Origin of the sequence: Alteromonas sp. 5E99-2 (genome assembly GCF_017368475.1) — a bacterium.
Lineage (GTDB): Bacteria > Pseudomonadota > Gammaproteobacteria > Enterobacterales > Alteromonadaceae > Alteromonas_F.
The window spans coordinates 306,870-330,531 of record NZ_JAFNJE010000003.1; the positions used below are offsets into that span (position 1 = coordinate 306,870).

The window sequence follows — 23,662 nt, forward strand, 5'->3', positions numbered from 1 at the left end:
GAGGAACCTCTTAAATTTACTGAATACTGTCGTTAACGCGATCGCGTAACTCTTTACCCGGCTTAAAATGGGGTACATATTTACCGTCTAACTCCACGGTTTCACCAGTTTTTGGGTTCCTACCAGTACGTGGGCCACGATAATGCAGAGAAAAACTACCGAAACCTCTAATTTCGATACGTTCGCCATGCTGTAATGTTTGCACCATTTGTTCTAATAACTCTTTTACTGCGATTTCGATATCACGAGCTTGAACATGATCCATCATTTCGGCTAAAGATTCAATTAGTTCAGATTTAGTCATTCATATACTCCGTCGTAGAAGTGGTCACAAGGTTAAGTGTTCGACAGAGAGAAGGTAAAACAAGTGAGCCAATAACAGCCCACTTGTTTTGTGCATTTAATTAGCTTTTAGCTGCTTTAAATGCTTCAGCCATTGCGTTTGTAAAGCCACCATCGTCTTGCTGGTTAACTTTATCAAGGGCTTCTTGCTCGTCCGCATGGTCTTTCGCTTTAACTGAAAGGTTAACGATACGGTTCTTACGATCGACGCCAGTAAATTTAGCTTCGAGTGAATCACCAACATTAACAACTTCAGAAGCGTCTTCAATACGATCGCGAGCTAAGTCACCTACGCGTACATAGCCGTCTACTTCTTCTGCCAAGTTAACAGTTACGCCTTTAGCGTCAACTGCAGTTACTGTACCAGTAACAATAGCACCTTTCTTGGTATCCGCTAGGTACTTATTGAAAGGATCTTCTTCAATTTGCTTAACGCCTAGTGAAATACGCTCGCGTTCTGGGTCAACTTGAAGGACAACAGCAGAGATTTCGTCGCCTTTCTTATAGTCGCGAACCGCGTCTTCACCCGTCTTATTCCAAGAGATATCAGACAAGTGAACAAGACCGTCAATACCGCCGTCAAGACCAATGAAAATACCGAAGTCAGTGATTGACTTGATCTTTCCAGAAACCTTGTCGCCTTTCTCGTAAGACTTAGCGAAAGTTTCCCAAGGGTTGTCAATACACTGTTTAAGGCCAAGAGAAATACGACGACGTTCTTCGTCAATTTCAAGTACCATAACATCAACAGTATCGCCAAGGTTAACAACTTTAGATGGGTGGATGTTTTTATTAGTCCAATCCATTTCAGATACGTGAACAAGACCTTCAACGCCATCTTCAATTTCTACGAAACAACCGTAATCAGTAAGGTTTGTAACCTGACCGTTGATCTTAGTTCCTTCAGGATAACGTTGAGAAATTTCCTGCCAAGGATCACTACCCATTTGCTTCATACCAAGAGAAACACGTTGCTTCTCTTTGTCGAACTTCAATACTTTAACGTTAATTTCGTCACCAACGTTTACGATTTCACTTGGGTGCTTAACGCGCTTCCAAGCCATATCGGTAATGTGAAGAAGACCGTCAACACCGCCTAAATCAACAAACGCACCGTAGTCTGTAAGGTTCTTAACGATACCTTTAACTTCATGACCTTCTTCAAGGTTAGCAAGAAGTGACTCACGCTCTGCACTGCTTTCTGCTTCGATAACAGCACGACGAGAAACAACAACGTTGTTGCGTTTTGCGTCTAGCTTGATAACTTTAAACTCAAGCTCTTTGCCTTCTAAGTGAGTCGTATCTCTCACAGGGCGTACGTCTACCAATGAACCAGGTAAGAATGCGCGAACAGTATTTACTTCTACAGTAAAACCGCCTTTCACTTTACCATTGATAATACCCATGATAGTGGCTTTTTCGTCATAAGCTTTCTCAAGCTCTACCCATGCTTCGTGACGCTTCGCTTTTTCACGAGAAAGGATAGTTTCACCGAAACCGTCTTCAACAGCATCTAGTGCAACGTCAACCGCATCACCTACAGCAATTTCTAACTCGCCTTCGGCATTTTTGAATTGATCCACAGGGATCGCACTTTCTGACTTAAGCCCAGCATCTACTAGAACAATGTCTTTGTCGATAGATACAACAGTACCTTTAACAATGGAACCCGGACGTGTTTCTAATTCCTGGAGGCTTTCTTCAAAAAGTTGTGCAAAATTTTCAGTCATATTTAGTATTTAATATTCATTTGAGTAGACCACGTTGTCATCCATAATACGCGGGGTTGTTAAAATAAGTAAAAACACCCTTGTTTTTACTTTAATTAGCAAGTTGAACTATTCAACTTTGCTTTAATAAAATCTATAGCCTTTTCAAACACTTGCTCTATATTCAACTCGGTTGAATCGAGCAACAATGCGTCGTCAGCAGCCACTAATGGCGCAACACTTCGAGAGCTATCTCTTTCGTCTCTCGCTTGTATATCGCTTAAAAGGCGCGCAATACTAACATCCAAACCCTTTGCTTTCAACTGGTCAAATCGACGTTGTGCACGGGCTTCAGCGCTAGCGGTTAAAAATATTTTGGCTTCTGCGTCAGGAAACACTACCGTTCCCATATCTCTGCCATCAGCAACCAGACCAGGTTCGTCTCTAAATGCCCGCTGTCTTCGTAGTAAAGCTTCCCTAATCCTGGGTAAAGCCGCAACTTTCGACGCTACCGAACCGACCTCTTCAGTACGGATATCATCAGATACGTCCTCACCTTCCAAAATAACTCTATTCATTCCGTTTTCGCATACAAAACTCACATCGAGTCCTGTTGCAAGTGGAACAAGTGCTTCTTCGTCATCGGTTTGAATACCGTGGTGAATCGATGCGACAGCTAAAACTCGATAAATTGCGCCACTATCGAGGAAATGCCACTTTAACTCATCGGCTATAAGCGCACTTAATGTACCTTTCCCAGCTCCGCTTGGGCCGTCTACCGTAACGACAGGCATTGGTTGCATGAAATCTCCGCATACTGCTATTTATTGCATAAAAAACGCGCATAATTATACGCGCATCGAAAATGTTAGCAATGTATATTAATTGTTAATTTGAATAAAGCGTCGAAAAGCGCTCAAAGTAATCGGGGAATGTTTTTGCAGTACATCCAGGATCATTGATTGTGACGGCTGTGTCGCTTAATGCAACTAAAGAAAAGCACATTGCGATCCTGTGATCGTTATAGGTGTCTATTTCTGCATGACGTAAATCAGACGGCGGAGTCACAGACAAATAATCTTCGCCCTCTATAACTTCAGCACCTACTTTTCTTAATTCAGTAGCCATTGCTGCTAATCGATCGGTTTCTTTTACCCGCCAATTATAAACATTGCGTATATGAGTTGTACCTTCTGAATATAAAGCAGCAATTGCGATAGTCATCGCTGCATCAGGAATGGCATTGAAATCTTGGTCTATGGCTTTTAAAGGTGCCCCTGTCACTTCAATGGCATCAGGGTACCAAGTGACTTTAGCGCCCATATTTTCAAGCGCATCAGCAAAATGTATATCGCCTTGTACACTGTTTGAACCACAACCGTGTACTTTAACGGTGCCGCCTTTTATCGCTGCAGCTGCTAAAAAGTAAGACGCTGAAGACGCATCACCTTCAACCATATAGACACCGGGTGACGTATATTTTTGTCCATTTTTAACAACAAAAGAGTGATAATCGTTATTGTCTACATCAACACCAAAGCGCGCCATAACGTTCAAGGTAATGTCGATGTAAGGTTTAGACACCAACTCGCCTTTAATTGTAATAGTTACGTCGCCATCAAATAAGGGCGCAGACATCAATAATGCAGTAAGGAATTGGCTAGATACACTGCCATCAACAGAAAGCTCAGTACCTTGTAAGGCTTTACCTTCAATGCGAAGTGGTGGAAACCCACTGTTTTTCAGATAGGTAATTTCTGCGCCCACATCATTTAACGCATCGGCTAAATCACCAATAGGTCGCTCTTCCATTCTGGGCTCACCGGTTAATTCAACAGACACATCAGACAGCGCAAGAGCCGCACATAAAGGTCGCATTGCTGTTCCAGCATTACCTAAATAAAGTGTTTCGTGGGAATCTGTTTTGAACTTACCACCTTGTCCAGTGATAACACACTCTGTTTTATCTTCACTAAGAGTGTAATTCACCCCCAGTGTTTTAAGTGCTGTAAGCATATGACGAATGTCATCGCTGTCGAGCAAATTAGTTAATCGTGTTTCACCTTCTGCTAACGCAGCTAAAAGCAATGCACGATTAGATAAACTTTTAGAACCGGGTACGGTTACTTCACCACTCACTTTCGAGATTGGATTGAGAGTTAACTGCTCACTCATCCATATTTCCTTTCAAATTCTTGCATAAATGCGACTAACGCCTGAACACCTTCAATGGGCATTGCGTTATAGATACTTGCGCGCATACCACCCACCATACGGTGGCCTTTAAGCGCTTGTAACCCACTGTCTAAGGCTTCAGATAAAAACACACTGTCTAATTCAGAATCAGCCAAAGTAAACGGTACGTTCATTTTAGAACGGTTCGCTACAGCAACAGGGTTTGCGTAAAAGTCTGAGTTATCTATGGCGTTGTAAAGTAGCTCACTTTTCGCTTTATTCACTTTCGCCATATGTTCAAGGCCACCTTGGTCTTTAAGCCATTCAAAGACTAATCCAGCCAAATACCAAGAATAGGTGGGTGGCGTGTTATACATAGAGTCGTGTTTGGCTTGCAACGTGTAGTCAAGAAACGAAGGAGTAATGCTTTGCGCTTTACCCAACAAGTCTTCCCGTACTATTACAACCGATAACCCAGATGGACCTATATTTTTCTGTGCTCCGGCATAAATAACGCCGAATTTAGAGACATCTAAAGGCTGAGACAAAATAGTCGATGACATATCTGCCACTAAAGGCACACTGCCAACGTCCGGCAACCAATCAAATGCAACGCCATCTACCGTTTCATTTGGGCAAAAATGACAATAGGCATCGTTAGCATCAGCTTCATAAGTAACGGGGTTAAATACACTTAACCCATCGACTTTTTCTGCGCTGGCAATAATTTGAGCATCATTGTATTTTGCAGATTCAGCCACAGCGCCTTTTGACCAAGACCCCGAGACTAAATGCAAAGCCCGTTGTCCCTGTTCAGAAAAGTTAAGAGGAACGCCAGCAAACTGCCCTCGTCCACCGCCTTGAACAAAAAGCACCTTGTAATTATTAGGCACCGCTAGTAATGAACGAAGGTTTTGTTCTGCCGCTTCAGCGACTGCCATAAACGCACTGCTGCGGTGGCTTATTTCCATCACTGAACTGTGCTGCCCTTGCCAGTCAGTAAATTCACTTTGTGCTTTTGCCATAACAGCGTCAGGCAATTTTGCTGGCCCAGCGCTGAAGTTAAATGTACTCATTATTTATTGCTCGTTTTCCACGTTTGAATCATCATTTGAATCGTTGTCGGGTTCGTTTACGCTCTCTGCGCTCTCTACACCTTCCACATTTTCAACGTCTTCGTCAGATTCCACATCTTCTGCACCAACGATTTCTTCAATGCGTTGTAATGCCACTAATTTTTCATCATCTGCGGTACGAATTAATCGAACACCTTGGGTGTTTCTACCGACAACAGACACTTCAGATACACGGGTTCTAACAAGGGTACCTTGGTCACTGATCAGCATGATTTCGTCGTTTTCTTCAACTTGAACCGCACCAACAACTTTACCATTTCGCTCTGAAACTTTAATTGATACAACACCTTGTGTTGCACGGCTTTTCGCTGGGTAATCTTCAAGCGGGGTACGCTTACCGTAACCATTTTCAGTGGTAGTTAATATTTCACCTTCGCCTTTAGGTACAATTAACGACACAACGCGCTGGCCTTCTTGAAGTTTAATACCTCTAACACCGGTCGCTGTTCTTCCCATGGCTCTTAGCGCTTGTAGCGGCTCGCCAGTTTCAGGGTCCGTTTTCACTGCGCCTGTTTCAGAGTCGCGCTGCATTTCGTTGAAACGCACTACTTTACCTTCATCAGAGAACAACATTATGTCGTCGTTGCCTTCGGTAATAGCTACGCCAATAAGCTCATCACCTTCGTTCAAGTTAACCGCAATGATACCGTTTGAACGAGGACGGCTATAAGACGTTAAGCTGGTCTTTTTAACAGTTCCGTTGGCCGTTGCCATAATAACGAACTTACTTTCTTCAAACTCTTGAATAGGCAGTATCGCTGTAATTCTTTCGTCTTCTTCCAGTGGAAGAATATTGACCACAGGACGACCACGGGCATTTCGACTAGCAAGAGGTAATTGATATACTTTTAGCCAGTACAAACGGCCTCGTGTTGAGAAACAAAGAATGTGATCATGGGTATTCGCTACCAATAATCGTTCAATAAAGTCCTCGTCTTTCATCCGCGTGGCAGATTTACCTTTACCACCTCGTCGCTGCGCTTCGTAATCAGATAACTTCTGGTACTTAACATAACCTTCGCGAGATAAGGTCACTACTACGTCTTCTCTTTCGATAAGATCTTCAATATCAATATCGTGACTTGCTGCGGTGATTTCAGTGCGACGTTCATCACCAAACTCAGCTTGTACTTTTTCTAATTCTTCGCGGATCACTTCCATTAGACGAACAGAAGAACCTAAGATATGCAGTAATTCAGCAATTTCTTCTAGTAACGCTTTGTATTCTTCAAGAATTTTTTCGTGCTCTAGACCAGTTAATTTATGCAGTCTTAAATCTAGTATGGCTTGAGCTTGCTGTTCAGTAAGGAAATACTGAGAGTCGCGAATACCAAACTCAGGCTCTAACCAATCTGGACGAGCCGCATCATTACCTGCACGGGCAAGCATTTCCGCAACATCGCCTAAATCCCAGCCTTGAGCCACAAGAGATTTCTTCGCTTCAGCTGGGCTTTGTGACGCTTTTATAAGCTCGATAATTGGGTCGATATTAACTAGCGCGATTGCTAGGCCTTCTAATACGTGGGCGCGTTCTCTAGCTTTGCTTAATTCAAATACAGTACGACGAGTTACCACTTCACGGCGGTGAAGAATAAAGGCTTCTAGTGTTTGTTTTAGGTTAAATACTTTAGGTTGGCCATTGTCCAGCGCAACCATGTTAATACCGAAAACAGTTTGAAGTTGAGTATTTGCGTAAAGTTGGTTAAGTAATACTTCACCAGACTCGTTACGCTTAACTTCAATAACAATACGCATACCGTCTTTATCAGACTCATCTCGTAGTGCTGAAATACCTTCAATTTTCTTGTCTTTTACCAGCTCTGCCATTTTTTCAATTAGGCGTGCTTTGTTTACTTGATACGGTAACTCGTGAACGATAATAGTTTCTTTACCATTATCTTCGGTTTCTACTTCTGCACGAGCACGTAAGTATATTTTCCCTCGACCCGTGCGATAAGCATCGTCAATGCCTTTACGTCCACTAATAAGCGCCGCTGTTGGGAAATCAGGGCCAGGAATGTACGTCATCAACTCTTCTACGCCTAAGCTAGGCTCGTCAATTAACGCAATACAACCGTTAATCACTTCAGTTAAGTTGTGAGGAGGTATATTAGTTGCCATACCAACCGCAATACCCGATGAACCGTTAATCAACAGGTTGGGTACTTTAGTGGGTAAAACGTCTGGAATATGTTCGTTGCCGTCGTAGTTTTCAACGAAATCGACGGTTTCTTTATCTAGGTCGGTCAATAATTCGTGGGCAATTTTTGACATTCTAACTTCGGTATAACGCATTGCCGCTGCAGAATCGCCATCAACTGAACCAAAGTTACCTTGACCATCAACCAACATGTAGCGCAATGAGAAAGGCTGCGCCATACGAACTATGGTGTCATAAACCGCAGAATCACCATGAGGGTGATATTTACCAATGACGTCACCAACAACACGGGCCGATTTTTTATAAGGTTTGTTGAAGTCATTTTTCAATTCATTCATAGCGTAAAGTACGCGACGGTGAACGGGTTTCAATCCATCTCTGACATCGGGTAATGCTCTGCCAACAATTACACTCATGGCGTAATCGAGATAGGAATTTTTAAGTTCTTCTTCAATATTTATCGGCAGGATTTCTTTCGCGTTGTCTGACATATACTGCGGTGTCCCTATTTGTTATTTTTTTCTGCGTTTACTGATTTTTAAACGTTTGTCATCTTAATATCTAAAAAGACGTTATAAAATCTTTTTATTTAGCTGTTTAGTCTACCATCTGTTAAATATTTTATGTAGCCTTTAATACATGTAATATTCAATGCCTGATCAGGTATTTATCGAAGGATGTTTTGTGTCCAATGTAGATCAACAAGAAATAGACAAATTTTCTGAAATTGCATCCCGCTGGTGGGATGAAGAAGGTGAATTTAAGCCTCTACATTTAATTAATCCGTTACGCTTATCTTTTATTCAAGAACACATGAATGGCGTCAATGGTTTATCAATACTCGATGTAGGTTGTGGTGGCGGTCTCGTAGCAGAAGGTTTGGCGAGAGCTGGCGCAAATGTCACCGGTATTGATATGGCACCTGCAAGTCTAGAAGTGGCGCGTTTACACGGCTTAGAAACCGGTATAAAAGTTGATTATCAATGTATTGCCGCTGAATCCCTTGCGGATGCACAACCAGAGTCATTCGATGTCGTCACCTGCTTAGAAATGCTTGAACACGTTCCCGACCCTGAAGCCATAGTTCGCGCATGTGCAAAACTGGTTAAGCCAGGGGGTACGGTTTTCTTTTCTACGTTAAACCGAAACCCAAAATCATACTTATTTAGCATTCTAGGCGCGGAATATATACTGGGCTGGGTACCCAAAGGCACCCATGATTATGAAAAATACATAAAACCCAGTGAATTAATTGGCATGTGTGACAGAAGCGAGCTGACAACAAAAGACGCAACTGGTCTTCATTATCACCCGTTAAAACAAGCCTTTTATTTATCAAACGACAATATCGACGTTAATTACATGATTGTTTGCCAGAAATAACATCGAAGCTGGGACTGTCCCCAGCTTCGTTTTTTCTTATGGTCTATAGATAACCTCAATACGGTTACCACTTGGCTCTCTGAATATCATATGCTTAGCAGGGCCGCCGTAAAATAGCTCTGGTGCGAACTCTATTGCCACACTAGGCATGGATTTCATTTTTTCATATAGGGCATCCAAAGCTTCAAAACTCGTTGCCTTGATTGCAAGGTGATGTAAACCCACGTTATTTTTTCTATCGAATTTCACTGCATCATCAGCGGTTTGCCAAAGAGTAAGTGTCATTGACCCGTTATTCAAAAAAGCCGCTGGGTATTTTTTATCTCTGCCTCGAATTTCAAAATCAAGAACGTCCACAAAAAACGTTGCTGACGCATCTAAATCAGACACAGCCAAACCAACATGATCAAATCCTGCGGTGCTTTTTTCGTCGGCATGAGCCGCTAAGGTTAAAGTACCAAGTAAAAATAGTAGACAAGTAATAATTTGAGTAGAGAGCTTTTTCATAGAATATCGTTATTCGCTAAATTTAATATACAAATGCTAATGCTAGACCTAAGCGACTTTTAATCCAACAAATATCCGTTAAAACGTCGAACATATAAGCGGAAATGAGGGTGATTTGACTACAGAAAAAACAACCTCCGCTTAGGAAGCTTATTTTGTCAAAAATGCAAGTCAGAAACGGTAAAAAATACAACAAAATTTTTTTTATTTACGAGAAATTAGCCTTGTAAAAAAAACAAAAAAGTGTGCGATTGTGTTTAACGGTTAGCTATCACTAACTCAAATTCTCGTGTATATGCAGATGACAACTAAACACCAGATATAGGGTTGCATATCACCTTAAACCTCATTATCTTGTGTTTAGCTTCACAACAAAACCACTCGCACATAGCAGTAAAGAACAACTGTTATCGAGTTTGAAACTATATAATTTATAACTACAGGGTGTGCACACGCACCTATCTTGCGCTAATTGATAATAATGGATAACTCAATGAATGAGACGCTTTACGTCACCAAGCGAAATGGTGAAAAAGAACATATCGATTTGGAAAAAATTCACCGCGTCATCGAATGGGCGGCGGAAGGATTAAATAAGGTTTCAGTTTCCCAAGTAGAAATTAAAGCGCATTTACAGTTTTACGAAAATATAAAAACAGAAGAAATTCACGAAACCATTATCAAGTCAGCCGCAGATTTAATCTCGACTGACACTCCAGATTATCAATATTTATCCGCTCGTTTAGCAATATTCCATTTGCGTAAAAAAGCCTACGGTCAGTTTGAACCGCCCAAATTATACGATCACGTAACAAAAATGGTCGAAATGGGTAAATACGACGCACACTTACTAAGCGATTATAGCCAAGAAGAGTTCGACGTTATGGACGATTTCTTAGATCATTGGCGTGATATGAACTTCAGCTATGCGGCGGTTAAGCAGCTTGAAGGAAAATACTTAGTACAAAACCGAGTGACGGGTGAAATATACGAAAGTGCGCAGTTCCTTTACGTATTGGTCGCGGCGTGTTTATTTGCTAACTACCCAAAAGATACGAGACTCGACTATATTCGCCGTTTTTATGATGCAGCATCTACGTTTAAATTGTCTTTGCCAACGCCTATTATGGCAGGTGTACGTACCCCAACCCGTCAATTTAGTTCATGTGTACTTATTGAAGCAGGCGACAGTTTAGACTCCATCAACGCATCAGCAAGCGCCATTGTAAAATATGTCAGCCAAAGAGCAGGTATCGGTGTAAATGCGGGCCGTATCCGCGCAGTTGGCAGTGCAATACGTGGTGGAGAAGCATTCCACACGGGCTGTATACCATTTTATAAGCATTTCCAAACGGCCGTAAAAAGCTGCTCTCAAGGTGGTGTACGAGGTGGTGCAGCTACCCTATTCTATCCACTTTGGCATATGGAAGTAGAATCTTTATTGGTGCTTAAAAACAACCGTGGTGTTGAAGAAAACCGCGTACGTCATTTAGATTACGGTGTGCAGTTTAACAAGCTAATGTACCAACGCATGATGAAAGACGACAATATCACCTTGTTTAGTCCTTCTGATGTCCCAGGACTTTACGATGCCTTCTTTGCTGATCAGGAGAAATTTGAAGCCTTGTATCTCCAGTACGAAGCCGATGACAGTATTCGCAAGAAAAGTATCCGCGCAATGGAGCTGTTTAGTTTATTCATGCAAGAACGCGCCAGTACTGGCCGTATCTATTTGCAGAATGTCGATCACTGCAATACGCATAGCCCATTTAACCCGGAAGTAGCGCCGGTTAGACAAAGTAATTTATGTTTAGAAATAGCGCTTCCTACTAAGCCTCTTGAACATATCAACGATGAAAACGGTGAAATTGCACTGTGTACCTTGTCTGCCTTTAACTTAGGCGCAATAGAATCTCTTGATGAATTTGAAGAATTGGCAGATTTATCGGTACGTGCCCTTGATAGCCTACTCGATTACCAAGACTACCCTGTTCCCGCGGCTCACAATGCCAGTATAGGACGCAGAACTTTAGGTATAGGTGTAATTAACTTTGCTTATTATCTAGCCAAAAACGGCGTAAAATATTCAGATTTCAGTGCCAACGGTTTAGTGCACAGAACCTTTGAAGCCTTGCAATACCATTTACTGAAGGCATCGAATAATTTGGCAAAAGAAAAAGGCGCATGCCCTAAGTTTAACGAAACCACCTATTCACAGGGTATTTTGCCTATCGATTCCTATAAAAAGGATCTGGATAAAATCTGTGATGAGCCTCTTCAGTTAGATTGGGAAGCTTTACGTTCCAGCATTGTAGAGCATGGCCTTAGAAATTCGACCTTGTCTGCCTTGATGCCATCTGAAACTTCATCGCAAATATCCAATGCAACCAACGGCATTGAACCACCTCGAGGGCATATCAGTATTAAGTCCAGTAAAGACGGCGTACTAAAACAAGTTGTACCTGATTACGAAAACCTAAAAGATGCCTACGAACTGTTGTGGGACATTCCTTCAAATGAAGGTTACTTACAGCTTGTGGGTATAATGCAAAAGTTTGTTGATCAGACTATATCAGCCAACACCAATTACGACCCAAGCAAATTCCCTAACGGCAAAGTGCCAATGAAATTGCTATTAAAAGATTTACTTACCACTTATAAGCTAGGTGTGAAAACCCTGTATTACCACAACACCCGTGATGGTGCGTCTGACGCGTCAAGCGATGTTGCAAACGAAGTAAAATCGAATCCTTTAGCTCAACAGCATGTTGTAGCGGAAGAAGAAGACGATTGTGCAGGCGGTGCGTGTAAGATTTAAAGGTTAAGTTATAATACATTTATTTAACTTATAACTAAAAAAAAGGCGCTTACGCGCCTTTTTCACTCCCACCATGTATTTATTTACGTTTTAATTACATAGTTCGTCGTTTTTTAGCCACTTTACGCTACTTTAGTTTCCTTAACCAAGTTCCATTATTAGCTAATATTTAGGCTTTTACTCTCCGCCTCTAACCCCAGTAAAATCACCACTAGTTGAATAGAAATGTGATGTGGTTTATCCTTCCTACGCCCGAATTTATGAAAATAACAATGTTTCTATAAAAGTCTCATTTTCCATAAGTTATTTATATTGCAGATAAGTTAAAAACTGACTCTGCTTTAATACGCTGGGTCACTAGTTCGTTTTTTTGGGATAAAAGTACGATTTGGTTTGAATAGCATGTAACATTTTTTTAACTGTTTACAGAGCTCTATTTCAATTAACAAGACTTCTTCGGAGTGAATAATAACAATGAAAATTCAAGGTTTACGTTGGTGGGTTATCGCATTGATTGCGCTTGCCACTGTTATTAACTATATAGACAGGCAAGCACTCAGTGTTTTATGGCCTTATATGGGTAGCGAAATTTACCCAGATAAAAATGCCGATGAACTTAAGCAAGTTTTAGGCACGGTCAGCGTTGTGTTTTTATTCTCTTATGCAATTGGTCAAGCGGTATTTGGAAAAATATTCGACTGGATTGGCACTCGTATCGGTTTTGTTTTATCAATCGGTGTTTGGTCTATCGCCACTGCACTACACGCATTTGCTCAAGGCGTTCTAACCTTTAGTATTTTCCGTTCTCTTCTGGGTATTTCTGAGGCTGGTAACTGGCCAGGTGCCGCAAAAGCCAATGCTGAATGGTTCCCTAGTAAAGAACGAGCGCTAGCACAAGGTATCTTTAATTCTGGCGCAGCAATTGGCGGTATTATTTCTGTTCCACTTATCGCTTACTTAGCCACTTTCCTAAGCTGGAAAATTATATTTGTACTGGTTGGTTTGGCTGGTCTTTTATGGTTAGTACCTTGGTGGATCCTAGTAAAAGCACCGCCTATTAAGCACCCTTGGATTACTGACGAAGAAAGAGAATATATCTTATCTGGTCAAAAAGCCGTTTCTGTTGATGAAGAAGAATCGGCTGAAGACGAGTACGTACCGAGTTATGGCGAAATGTTAGGCCGTAAAGAAAGCTGGGGCGTAATTATTGCAACAGCAGCAATTGACCCAATTTGGTGGTTGTTCATTGTTTGGATCCCGACTTACTTAGTAGAAGTTTACAATATGGACGTTAAAGGCCTAGCCATCATTGGTTGGGTTCCGTATGTAGGCGCAATGTTAGGTGCTTGGTTTGGTGGTTTGTTATCTCAAAATCGTATTAAAGCGGGCTGGAGTGTTAACAAAACCCGTAAAACCGTTATCGTGCTTGGTTGTCTAATCATGTTACCTGCCCTATTGCTGCTAGCTAACCCAGGTAGCGCCAATACAGCGGTTATTATTATGGCTGCGATTTTATTTGGCTTCCAAACCTCTATTGGTAGCATTCAAACACTTCCTAGCGATATGTTAGGTAAAGGCAGTGTTGGTTCACTTGCTGGTTTTGCAGGTATGGCTGCGAAGTTCTCTGCAGCTGCGTTAACGGCGATGGTTCCTATACTTACAGCAGGCGCACAATACCAAAACGTATTTATTCTTGGCGCAACATTGGCCTTTATTGTTATGGCAAGTATCTTGTTCCTTTGCCCTAAAATAGAGCCTTTAAAGCCTAAAACGTAAACGATTTATAGTGAATGGTTAGTGAATTAACCATTAACTATTTTGAATAAAAAAGAGTGCCTATTGGCACTCTTTTTTTATGGGTTAAGCTGCTTTTTTACTTCACTTCTTTAGTCCCATCGAACATCAGATAAATATTGGAATTTAGCCTTAATCCATTTCTCTAACCAATAGCAATCAATTGTTAATAAGCAAATTAGCAATCTCTGTCCCAATCTCTGCTTTTTCGCTGTATGCCATACCTGTATTGTTTAGAATGACGATTGAAACCCGCTCTTTAGGAAGCTTGATTAGCAGTGAGCTGTAGCCTTCAAGTAGACCATCAGCAAGAATTAGCCTGCGTGTTGTATTGTCTCTGAATAACGCAACTACTACATCCCAGCAAGCTTGAGTGTCAGGATCTAATAAAAACCTTCTACTTGTTTCATTTAACACTAGGTCTCCATCCAGTGCTTGCAACCAAATTGATAAATCCTCTGCCGTAGAGTACATAGAGGCACTCCCTTTAAAGAGTTCTAAGTTGATATTGCTCCCAGTACAAAATTCTCCATCTACAGGTGGGCAGAACGAATATTCACCTTTGACTTTCTTATACGGCATGGCGAGCGATTCAACTATCTGGCCACTGCGGTATAACTTGGTATTGTCCATGTTCAAAGGTTTTAAAATTTTCTTATATAAAAGAGTGCTAAACGACTCCCCTGTGATTTCCTCAATAATCGCGCCTAAAATATAGTAATTAGCACTAGAGTAATAACGAGCTGAATCAACTTCGAACTTAAGCGGCAACGCCGCTATCATCGACAAAAATTCATTTTTAGTTAAAGAAGAAAGTGATTTGCTAGCCGTCCAATCTGGAATGGTAAATTGTCTGGGAATCCCTGTTCTGTGCCTGAGTAAGTGCCTTACAGTAATTCGAGATGCATACTCAGCTGGATAAGCAGGCAAATACTTATTAATGGGTTCATCTAAACTTAATTTCCCTTCCTCAACCAGCATCATTATTAATGTAGCTGTGAATGTTTTAGACAAAGATGCAACATAATATTTAGTTTGAGGTGTATTTGGGAGATGCCACTCCATAACAGCCATGCCATAGCCTTTGTGATGAACGAGTTCCCCATTTCTAATGATCAGCGCAGTCCCTTGAAAATTCTCACGCATTAGTATTTGATCAATGGCTTCGTGGATAACGATTTTATTTGTTTCCAGTGCTATTGAGGGGGAAATTAAACTTCCTATTAAGAGAATAAGTATTAGATTTTTTAGCTTCACATGAGCCTCCTTTTTACTTGAACGTAAATGTTAAGAGGCAAACGCCATTAAATCGTCCACAAACGCGTTTGAGGCCTTATTTTATTCAAAATAATTATTGCAATAAAATCAATAGCCATTGAATATTCCTACGATTAGTTTAAATCTATTTATTGCGAACCAACGAATCATATAATTTGTTATGAGCCAGTTACTTCCGAATTTAAATACTGTTGTTTCTGTACTGTGTCTACTTATGGCATTGCACCTGTTTTGTCAGCGAGCTTTTTACCAAGTGCCTGTCAGGTTACTGGCAACATGTTTTTTAGCACTAGGGCTGCAATCTTTTTTCTTAGGAATAAACTTATCTAACGGTTTAAACCTGTTTACTGCTGCACTTCAGCCAGCTATGGCTGTTTTATTTGGGCCATTGTCATATTTTATGTTTCAAAGCGCATTTAATGAACAACTTCGATTTAAACGAATCCATTTACTTCATCTAACACCAGCAACTCTAGTGTTTGTGTTTATGCTCAATCACCAGAGCAAGTTTTACGTCGATTACCTCGTTCTATTATCACAGCTGGGATATGCCCTACTACTGACCAAGGTGCTTTGGCTGAATAAACACTATTTACAGCTAATGCCAAAAAACACTAATAAAGTTCACAATCGGATCAAGAAAATACTCTATCTTTGGCTTTTAATTTTTACTGTGTATTCATGGCTCAGTTGGGTAAGCGACTTTTTAATCTATTTCGAGATAGCTGCAGGCAAATCGTCAATTCAATCTACCGCACTATTAATCACAGTCATGTTTAAACTCTTAGTCACTAGTTTTACGGTGTTTTTCACACTGCAAAAATCGGCTTTTTTTGATTGGTTGTATATTGCCATTGACGAAAAAGAACCGAGCTCTAAAAGAAATCAAGAATTTGAAAACATTATAAGTTCCCTCGAATTTTTACTTAAAGAGCATCATGTCTACACAAAGGAGGTTTTGTCATTAAAAGCTATGGCAAACAGGTTAAATGTGCCAGCAAGAGCGCTATCGAACGCAGTTAATCATCATTACGGTGAAAGCTACACGAAGCACATGAATCGTTTACGCATTAAGTTCGCAGAAAATTTACTATTAAAGCAACCAAAGCTTTCTATCACGGCGGTAATGTATGAGTGTGGATTTCACACTAAATCTAATTTCAACAAAGAATTCAAAGCATTAAATGGTTTATCGCCCTCGGGTTACAGGCAATCACGAAGCAATGCTAGTTGATTAGGTATATACATAAATTGTACTCTTTTAGAAGTAATACTCATTCACATACAACGAATGATATTGTAAACTATTCGTATTAAGATGGATATTTTATCACTATTAAGGGTTTCAACAGTATTATGCCTACATTTAGACTTACCCCTCTCGCCTTAGTTATTACCAGTAGTTTAGCGTTAAGTACTCACGCAGAAGAAGTTAACTCTGAAAACGTTCAAGAACGAGAAGTTGAACGCATTATCATTCAAGGTACAAAACAAGAACTAACACTACAAGAAGTCGATGCTTCTATTGAGTTATTCACTGAAGCGCGTTTAGATGCTGAACGTATTGTGGATATTAACGATGCATTACTTCGTATTCCTAATGTGGCTAGTACTGGTGCTTCAGATAGTATAACTATTCGGGGTATTGGTAGAACAGGATCAACTAATTCAGGTCAAGGTGTTACATCGAATGTGTATGTTGATGGTTCACCACTATCCGGTACAGCATTAGGAAGAGGTGTAACATCGTTATGGGATACCCAACAAGTTGAAGTATTACGTGGTTCTCAATCAAGTATTCAAGGGCGTAACGCACTGGCTGGCGCTATTGTTGTATCAACCGCTGATCCAACCTACGAAGCTGACGGTAAATTTAGATTAACTGCCGCTGAAGACAGCACATACCAAATTGCGGGTGCATACGGTAATGCCATCATTGATGATCAGCTAGCATTTAGAGTAGCTGCTGACTACCAAAAAACAGATGGCTATATAGATTCTATTTTTTTTGATAAAAATACAGATTTTGAAAATAGATTATTACTACGCGCTAAATTATTATTTGAGCCAGAAGCCATAGATGATTTAAGTATTAAATTAACGGTTGACCATAATAATATTTCCGTTGGTAATGGTGTTGCTAGTGTCAATACGACTGTCTCCCCAACAGATGAGTCATTTGAATCTTTTAACGTATTTGATTTTATTGATTCTGGTACTTTTCCTAGAAACCGTACCGAAACCACTCGCGTTATTTTAGAAAGCTACTACGACATCTCAAAAAACTGGTCAATAAAAACAATTATTACCAATGAAGATACTGATGTGGAACGCAATTTTGGGTCTGATGATCCCGAAATATTCAGTCAAGTTGAATTATTCACAGATGATCGCTTGAATGAAGAAATCAATACCGCTGAACTACGCTTTACCTTTGATTATGGCAATATATCAGGTGTGATTGGTGGTTACTACTTTGATGCTGATAATAAAGAATCTACCTTTGACCAAGCGTTATTAGCCCCTCAAATTACCGTAGGTACTCGTGGTTTGGCAACAACATCTCCTGCTGATAGTGCTGCAATTGTTTTAACCAATGATAATATTACAAGTACAATTAACCGTGCCTTCTTTGCTCAAGTACGTATTGATTTAAACAAAGCGTTAACGTTAGATTTAGGCGTACGTTATGATGATGAAAGGTTTACGAACAGTGGGGCAATCAATCAAACTAGAACAATTACCCCTGATGAATGTGCAGTAACAGGGCCTGGGGCAATATTTGGTGTTCCTGTAGATTCATTAATTTCTGTACCTTGTTCTATTGTAATCGATAGCTCCTTAGGTGCGATACCTGAAGATGATTTAACCCAAGAAGTATCATTTAATGCCTGGTTACCTAAAGCGACATTAACCTATAAATTTAATGAAGAGCACTCAATATTTGCTTCAGCTCAACGCGGTTACCGTGCCGGTGGTACTGATTTAACTATCATTGATAACCCAAATGGTACAGGTACTATTCAGTCTATTTTTTCTTACGATCCTGAATTTTTAAATACCGTAGAAATAGGTAGCCGCTCAGTATTTGCTAATGGCGATATTATTTTAAATAACAATGTGTTCTTTAGTACATACAAAGATCAACAAATCAATACACCTGGTGTAGACTTAAATAACAATAATGACGATTTAATTATTAATGCGGCTGAATCAACTATTTATGGTTTAGAAACATCTTTCCAATACTTTATCACTCAAGAGTGGGAAGTATTTGCAAGCCTAGGTTTACTTAATGCGGAATTTGATGATTTTCCTTTTGCCTTAGAGGGAGAATTTAGTAACCTTGCGGGTAATAAATTACCTAACTCTCCTGAAGTAACTGGCTCTATTGGTGTTAACTGGGTTGGTCAAAGCGGTTTGTTTGCCAATGTTTCTGCTTTTTATACAGGTTCACGCTTTAGCTTTTTTGACAATATTGATAACGATGATTTATTTCCATTAGCTGTAGAAGCTGGTGTTTCAGAAGAAACAGCAAGCACATTAACCGAAAAAGTTGATTCATATGTGAATGTAAATGCACGTTTTGGTTATGAGTATGATAATTTTACAGTTTATACTTATGTCACAAACCTATTTGATGAAGAAGTGGTAACACGTAATGATGTTAGTGCAATTGACCAAGTGTCGGGTGAATTGTCTTTAGATGCAAATGGTACATTTTTTAATGTTTTACCATCGCGTACCTTTGGTATTGGTATTGATTATTCGTTCTAACCAATAATTAAAAAACAAATAACAATTGATAAGAGGCTGAATTTCAGCCTCTTTTTTATGTGAAAAAATATGATTTATTGACAACCTAGTTTATTCCCATTCAAACTACGTTAGTCGCTCTTTACATAACAACTTTATTTCTACTAAATAGATACTATGCTCAACAATTCATGTCTGGTTATTCCTAAACCACAACCTAATGCACAACTTAAGCTAATTTGCTTTCCTTATGCAGGTGGCAGTATTTCAACCTACACATCATGGGCACAATATTTACCTGAAAACGTTGAATTATGTATTGTACAGCTACCTGGTCGTGGTCAGCGTATGTTTGAAAAGCCTCATACCAATATGCAGGCTGTTATTAACGAGTTAATATCTGTGCTCCCACAATATATAAAGTCTCCTTACATTGTATTTGGCCACAGTTTAGGTAGTAGAATCGCCTTTGAGTTAATGTTAACACTACATAATTTAAACTTACCTTTACCTGAGTATTTTATCGCTTCAGGTAGTAGAAGCCCTGATAGTTCGTTAAATAAAAAAAATATCTTTCACTTACCTAATGATGAATTTATTCATGAATTAGAAAAACTAAATGGTACGCCTAAAGCCGTTTTAGAAAACAAAGAATTAATGGACTTATTCATGCCATTATTACGTGCTGATTTTGAATTAGTCGACACCTATTGTTACTTAGGTACTGCGAAACTAAATTGCCAAATCACTATTTTAGGAGGCATTGATGATACAGATATTTCTAAGGAACAATTAGCGAATTGGCAACAATTTTTCATACCCACGGTAAATATTCATATGATACCCGGTAATCACTTTTTTATTGATAATCAAAAAGAACACTGCTTGGAAAAAGTAAATGACATTATTCATCATGTCATTAAACCACGTGTATAATAAATACATAACCAAATATTATTCAACAATAATGATAGCTCCCTCTTTTAATCGTTTTATACACAAAAAAGCGATATCACTGCCCTTTCCTTCTAAAAACATATCGATGGAATGTACGGAATTTAATATCACACACTATCAAGCTGATTTTTTCTCGCACCATAATATATCAATACCCAAAACAATTAGTCAGTCAGTTAATAAAAGACAAGCAGAGTTTTTTGCTGGTAGGTATACAGCACAGTTAGCGTTAAAAAAGCTAAATATTACTTGCGATGATATACCCATAGGTGAAAACAGAGCGCCTGTATTTCCGAATACAGTCAATGCATCAATAACACACACCAATACAACCGCTCTTTGTGCAGCAGCATTACCACATAATTATCAGTTTTTAGGCGTTGATATTGAAGACGTGATATTAATGAGCACCATACATGACATTAAAAACACCGTTATTTTTAATGATGAAATAACGCTACTTGAACAAAGTATATTAAGTATTGAACAAGCATTTACCTTGGCATTTTCAGCGAAAGAAAGCCTATTTAAAGCGCTTTACCCTCACGTTGGCCATTACTTTGATTTTTCTGCTGCTAAGTTAATTGAAATATCGCCAGATAATCACCGTTTCACTTTAGTATTAACAGAAGATTTAACGACGAAGTTATGTTCAGGAAAGGTCTTTAATGGGTACTTTAGCTTTATCGATAAAAATCACGTATTAACATTAGTGGCACAATAGCCTTTAAGTTTAATTGCTGTATATGATGATACATAACAGGTAAAAAAGTCATTTACTTCAGCCTGCTATGTATCAACCTATACTTATTTAACTCATAAAAGCAGGTACTGGTATTTCGCTTAAATATCCATTATCCATTTTCAATAATCTATCGGCTAAATGAAAGTACTTATCATCATGAGAAATCACAAATACGGTTTTACCTCGAGATGTTAATTCAGGTAGTAACTCTTTATAAAATACATCTTTGAAAGTTGGATCTTGATCAGCAGCCCACTCATCGAATAAATAAAATGGTCTATCTTCAAGGTAAGATACCACTAAGGCTAAACGCTTACGTTGCCCTTGCGATAATGTCTTAGTAGTAAAAGCCCCATTTTCAATTTTAACCTTATGATGTAAATTAAGCTTTCTAATTAACGCATTGCCTTTTTTTTCAAACTCAGGCGTACTATTACCAAGTAATGTATCGAACAAATGAAAATCTGAAAAAATTGAAGTAAATAATTGGCGATAGTTATCTCTATCTGCCGAGGTAACAACCTTTCCATCAAGCCTTACCTCTCCCTGCTCAGGGTTATAGAGCCCGGAGACTAATTTAGCAAATGTGGTTTTACCACTGCCATTTCCACCCACTAAGTAAATCAATTCAGCTTTTTTAAATGTGACATTAATCGCCGGTAAACTAAATATTTCATCACTTTGTTCATGATAATATGAATGACTCACGTTAGAAAACGTTAGCTCATTAAAAGAAAGGGGTATAGGTAAGCTTGCTATCTCTTCATGCTCTTCAAGCTTATTTGTAACTTCATCAATATGCCCTGCTGATATTTTAGCTAAGTTCGCTTTAGGAAGATTTAATAATAGTGACTCTAAAGGAGTAATCATATAAACAAACAGTAAAGTAAAACCTGTCATTAATTCAACACGATTATCAACATCGCCAACTAAGGCAAATAAAACAACACCAATAAAGCCATAAACAAGAAAGTTACTCCAGCTAACAGAAATAACAAACATCGACATACCTTTTGTTCTTGCTTTTCTAACAGTATTAATTGATCTTCCTAATACTTCTTCCTTAAACCAATGTCGCTTTTCTTTATGTAACCTAAGCTCTTTAGCACCATAGATAAGTGAATCAAAACAATTAAATAAGTTGTCTTGCTCAACTGATGCAACTTTTAAATGCTTAATTGCTTGCAGATGAACAAAGTGATAACAAAAAGCGCCTAAGCCTATTACAACAACTGCAACTAAAAGTACTTCAATAGATAAAATGGCTAAATAAAGTAAACAACCCGCAACAATAGCACCATTCATAATCAACCTTGGTAAACTAATAAAAAAATCAGATACATTTTGACTATGATCCGTTAATGCAGACTGGACTTTAGCGCCACCTAAACGTTCAATTTTACTATAGTCTGCTGCTATAACTTGTGACGTTATAAATTGCCTAATATTCGCATGAACATGTTCTTTCAGTCGGTGAAACAAAACTAACGATAACATACGAGTTAACATACCAATGGTCACATAAAAAATAAAAGGCCAAAGCATATTCATCGCATCATCCATTGTAGGCGAAGAGATAGTTGAATTTATAACCGTTAACAAAAGTACACCACATGCTCCAGATATTACCCCTGCTATAGTTGCGGTAATAAATAGCCATTGCGATTGTTTAATTAAATACGAAAGCACATTGTCTCCTAAAAAATGTTTTACACTTATTGTTTAAATTAACGAATGAGTATTTCTTAAATGTAAAATAATTACGCTGTTTTATATTGTGTTTTAATTATTTTTCATACTTACAAGTGGCTTTTTAAGTGTCGGTATCACATTCTGTAATTCGGTGGTTAACTCTAATAAAAACTGTTTATGTTGAATAATACCGTAGTGATTCGAAGCAATCGTACTATTAAAGCGAGGTAAGCTTCCTAGTTGTTTAATCAAGGATAGTTTCTGTTTTTCCGTTTTATCTTCAGCCCACCAACATGAGGGGTTAATTGATGTGAAAGGTAAATCAATTGGTTTATTAGAGAGTAAACGTAGATTGTATGTGGCCATAAAAATGGCAACATAGTCTTCATGGTTAAAAACGTCTCTGACTTTATTTGAGTTTTCTACAATATTACATTCAATTAATATTTTTTTTATTAGAGCAACTGACAATACATTTTTATCTGCTAGATAATTAAATATCTGTCCTTGATTTACATTAAAACCAAAACTAACTAAATCATGAATAAATGATCGCTTCCAACTGCTTTCCTCTCGATTTTTTTTATTCGGCTCGAAAGAATCAACCAAACCTAAAAAAGATACACGATGACTTTTTGCCTCAAGTAATCCACTCACCATTACAGCTAAAGGAGCGCCTAACGACCAACCTAAAATATGATACGGGCCTTTAGGCTGAACTTCTTGAATCATATGGCAATAATCCATTGCCATTTGTTCAAGTGATGTATCTATGTGCGATAGGTCATTAATGGTTCTACACGCAATTCCATACACTGGCATAATACCATTCAATTGGTTCGCAATATCTTGATAAACAAGTGATGTTCCCATACCACCATGAATACAAAATAATGGCGATGTTTGAGTTACTATTGTATTCATCAATACAATAGATTTGTTTCTAGCTGAATGATTTACAACACTCGCAATAGTAGGGTTTAACATTAATTCTTTTAGAGAAAAGTATTCATGTGTTTGAGCTATCAATTTAAACTTAGATACCACTTGTAAGCTTAATAATGAATTGCCCCCTAGCATAAAGAAGTTATCATGCCGCCCTACTTGCTCAACTCCCAATACCTCTTGCCAAATACCCGCAAGGGCAATTTCTGTGTCACCCTCAGGTGCTTCATACGTATTGATGTTGGCTAATTCAGGCGCAGGTAA

At 39.0% G+C, this 23,662-nt stretch carries 17 protein-coding genes; 7 read left to right on the forward strand and 10 right to left on the reverse strand.

The genetic code is table 11. The features are described from left to right. Positions 1-16 precede the first annotated feature (16 nt). From ihfB to gyrA, 6 genes are all read right to left on the reverse strand, one after another. Positions 17-304, reverse strand: a complete 288-nt coding sequence (ihfB, locus tag J3L16_RS05255) for an integration host factor subunit beta (RefSeq protein WP_207611841.1) — start codon at positions 302-304, stop codon at positions 17-19. A gap of 100 nt (positions 305-404) precedes the next feature. Then, positions 405-2,072, reverse strand: a complete 1,668-nt coding sequence (gene rpsA, locus J3L16_RS05260; protein ID WP_207611842.1) for a 30S ribosomal protein S1 — start codon at positions 2,070-2,072, stop codon at positions 405-407. 95 nt (positions 2,073-2,167) lie between these two features. After that, positions 2,168-2,854 carry a (d)CMP kinase gene (cmk, locus tag J3L16_RS05265; protein WP_207611843.1) on the reverse strand — a complete coding sequence of 229 codons (687 nt, stop codon included), beginning with the start codon at positions 2,852-2,854 and terminating at the stop codon, positions 2,168-2,170. Between the two features lie 85 nt (positions 2,855-2,939). Beyond that, a complete protein-coding gene (aroA, locus tag J3L16_RS05270; protein ID WP_207611844.1) occupies positions 2,940-4,226 on the reverse strand; it encodes a 3-phosphoshikimate 1-carboxyvinyltransferase in 1,287 nt (428 codons plus the stop codon). Continuing rightward, on the reverse strand, positions 4,223-5,305 hold the full coding sequence (gene serC, locus J3L16_RS05275) for a 3-phosphoserine/phosphohydroxythreonine transaminase (RefSeq protein ID WP_207611867.1): 1,083 nt from the start codon (positions 5,303-5,305) through the stop codon (positions 4,223-4,225). Before serC ends, aroA begins: the two co-directional genes overlap by 4 nt. Beyond that, positions 5,306-8,014, reverse strand: a complete 2,709-nt coding sequence (gyrA, locus tag J3L16_RS05280; RefSeq protein ID WP_207611845.1) for a DNA topoisomerase (ATP-hydrolyzing) subunit A — start codon at positions 8,012-8,014, stop codon at positions 5,306-5,308. A gap of 160 nt (positions 8,015-8,174) precedes the next feature. On the opposite strand from gyrA, the gene ubiG reads away from it, so the two are divergent. Further along, positions 8,175-8,906, forward strand: coding sequence for a bifunctional 2-polyprenyl-6-hydroxyphenol methylase/3-demethylubiquinol 3-O-methyltransferase UbiG (ubiG, locus tag J3L16_RS05285; RefSeq protein WP_207611846.1), 732 nt, complete (start codon positions 8,175-8,177; stop codon positions 8,904-8,906). A gap of 36 nt (positions 8,907-8,942) precedes the next feature. Here ubiG and J3L16_RS05290 read toward each other — a convergent pair whose 3' ends face one another. Continuing rightward, positions 8,943-9,413 carry a VOC family protein gene (locus J3L16_RS05290; protein ID WP_207611847.1) on the reverse strand — a complete coding sequence of 157 codons (471 nt, stop codon included), beginning with the start codon at positions 9,411-9,413 and terminating at the stop codon, positions 8,943-8,945. Positions 9,414-9,906: 493 nt separating this feature from the next. Here J3L16_RS05290 and nrdA point away from each other — a divergent pair, with 493 nt between their 5' ends. Both nrdA and J3L16_RS05300 read left to right on the forward strand, forming a co-directional pair. Beyond that, positions 9,907-12,231, forward strand: a complete 2,325-nt coding sequence (nrdA, locus tag J3L16_RS05295) for a class 1a ribonucleoside-diphosphate reductase subunit alpha (RefSeq protein WP_207611848.1) — start codon at positions 9,907-9,909, stop codon at positions 12,229-12,231. A 474-nt stretch (positions 12,232-12,705) separates the two neighbouring features. Then, the gene (locus J3L16_RS05300; protein WP_207611849.1) at positions 12,706-14,007 is read left to right on the forward strand and encodes an MFS transporter; all 1,302 of its coding nucleotides are present in this window, start codon (positions 12,706-12,708) and stop codon (positions 14,005-14,007) included. 177 nt (positions 14,008-14,184) lie between these two features. On the opposite strand, the gene J3L16_RS05305 is transcribed toward J3L16_RS05300, so the two are convergent. Next, positions 14,185-15,282, reverse strand: a complete 1,098-nt coding sequence (locus tag J3L16_RS05305; protein WP_207611850.1) for a serine hydrolase domain-containing protein — start codon at positions 15,280-15,282, stop codon at positions 14,185-14,187. A gap of 181 nt (positions 15,283-15,463) precedes the next feature. Here J3L16_RS05305 and J3L16_RS05310 point away from each other — a divergent pair, with 181 nt between their 5' ends. The 4 genes from J3L16_RS05310 to J3L16_RS05325 all read left to right on the forward strand — a co-directional run bounded on the left by J3L16_RS05310 (position 15,464) and on the right by J3L16_RS05325 (position 20,740). Then, complete coding sequence (locus J3L16_RS05310; protein ID WP_207611851.1) at positions 15,464-16,537, forward strand: helix-turn-helix domain-containing protein; 1,074 nt, start codon at positions 15,464-15,466, stop codon at positions 16,535-16,537. A gap of 122 nt (positions 16,538-16,659) precedes the next feature. Continuing rightward, positions 16,660-19,080 (forward strand): TonB-dependent receptor, encoded by a 2,421-nt coding sequence (locus tag J3L16_RS05315; protein WP_207611852.1) that lies wholly within the window; start codon positions 16,660-16,662, stop codon positions 19,078-19,080. A 156-nt stretch (positions 19,081-19,236) separates the two neighbouring features. Further along, complete coding sequence (locus tag J3L16_RS05320; RefSeq protein ID WP_207611853.1) at positions 19,237-19,995, forward strand: thioesterase; 759 nt, start codon at positions 19,237-19,239, stop codon at positions 19,993-19,995. Between the two features lie 31 nt (positions 19,996-20,026). Then, positions 20,027-20,740, forward strand: coding sequence for a 4'-phosphopantetheinyl transferase superfamily protein (locus J3L16_RS05325; RefSeq protein ID WP_207611854.1), 714 nt, complete (start codon positions 20,027-20,029; stop codon positions 20,738-20,740). 87 nt (positions 20,741-20,827) lie between these two features. On the opposite strand, the gene J3L16_RS05330 is transcribed toward J3L16_RS05325, so the two are convergent. Together J3L16_RS05330 and J3L16_RS05335 are read right to left on the reverse strand one after the other, a co-directional pair. Continuing rightward, a complete protein-coding gene (locus J3L16_RS05330; RefSeq protein WP_207611855.1) occupies positions 20,828-22,450 on the reverse strand; it encodes a cyclic peptide export ABC transporter in 1,623 nt (540 codons plus the stop codon). Positions 22,451-22,543: 93 nt separating this feature from the next. Continuing rightward, a partial coding sequence (locus J3L16_RS05335; protein ID WP_242698667.1) for a thioesterase domain-containing protein occupies positions 22,544-23,662 on the reverse strand: 1,119 nt, incomplete at its 5' end.

Bases quoted from the DNA above. Each gene is read 5' to 3' on its own strand.
- ihfB (WP_207611841.1), bottom strand. From the start codon at position 304: ATGACTAAATCTGAACTAATTGAATCTTTAGCCGAAATGATGGATCAT.
- rpsA (WP_207611842.1), bottom strand. From the start codon at position 2,072: ATGACTGAAAATTTTGCACAACTTTTTGAAGAAAGCCTCCAGGAATTA.
- cmk (WP_207611843.1), bottom strand. From the start codon at position 2,854: ATGCAACCAATGCCTGTCGTTACGGTAGACGGCCCAAGCGGAGCTGGG.
- aroA (WP_207611844.1), bottom strand. From the start codon at position 4,226: ATGAGTGAGCAGTTAACTCTCAATCCAATCTCGAAAGTGAGTGGTGAA.
- gyrA (WP_207611845.1), bottom strand. From the start codon at position 8,014: ATGTCAGACAACGCGAAAGAAATCCTGCCGATAAATATTGAAGAAGAA.
- ubiG (WP_207611846.1), top strand. From the start codon at position 8,175: ATGCCTGATCAGGTATTTATCGAAGGATGTTTTGTGTCCAATGTAGAT.
- J3L16_RS05290 (WP_207611847.1), bottom strand. From the start codon at position 9,413: ATGAAAAAGCTCTCTACTCAAATTATTACTTGTCTACTATTTTTACTT.
- nrdA (WP_207611848.1), top strand. From the start codon at position 9,907: ATGAATGAGACGCTTTACGTCACCAAGCGAAATGGTGAAAAAGAACAT.
- J3L16_RS05300 (WP_207611849.1), top strand. From the start codon at position 12,706: ATGAAAATTCAAGGTTTACGTTGGTGGGTTATCGCATTGATTGCGCTT.
- J3L16_RS05310 (WP_207611851.1), top strand. From the start codon at position 15,464: ATGAGCCAGTTACTTCCGAATTTAAATACTGTTGTTTCTGTACTGTGT.
- J3L16_RS05315 (WP_207611852.1), top strand. From the start codon at position 16,660: ATGCCTACATTTAGACTTACCCCTCTCGCCTTAGTTATTACCAGTAGT.
- J3L16_RS05320 (WP_207611853.1), top strand. From the start codon at position 19,237: ATGCTCAACAATTCATGTCTGGTTATTCCTAAACCACAACCTAATGCA.
- J3L16_RS05325 (WP_207611854.1), top strand. From the start codon at position 20,027: ATGATAGCTCCCTCTTTTAATCGTTTTATACACAAAAAAGCGATATCA.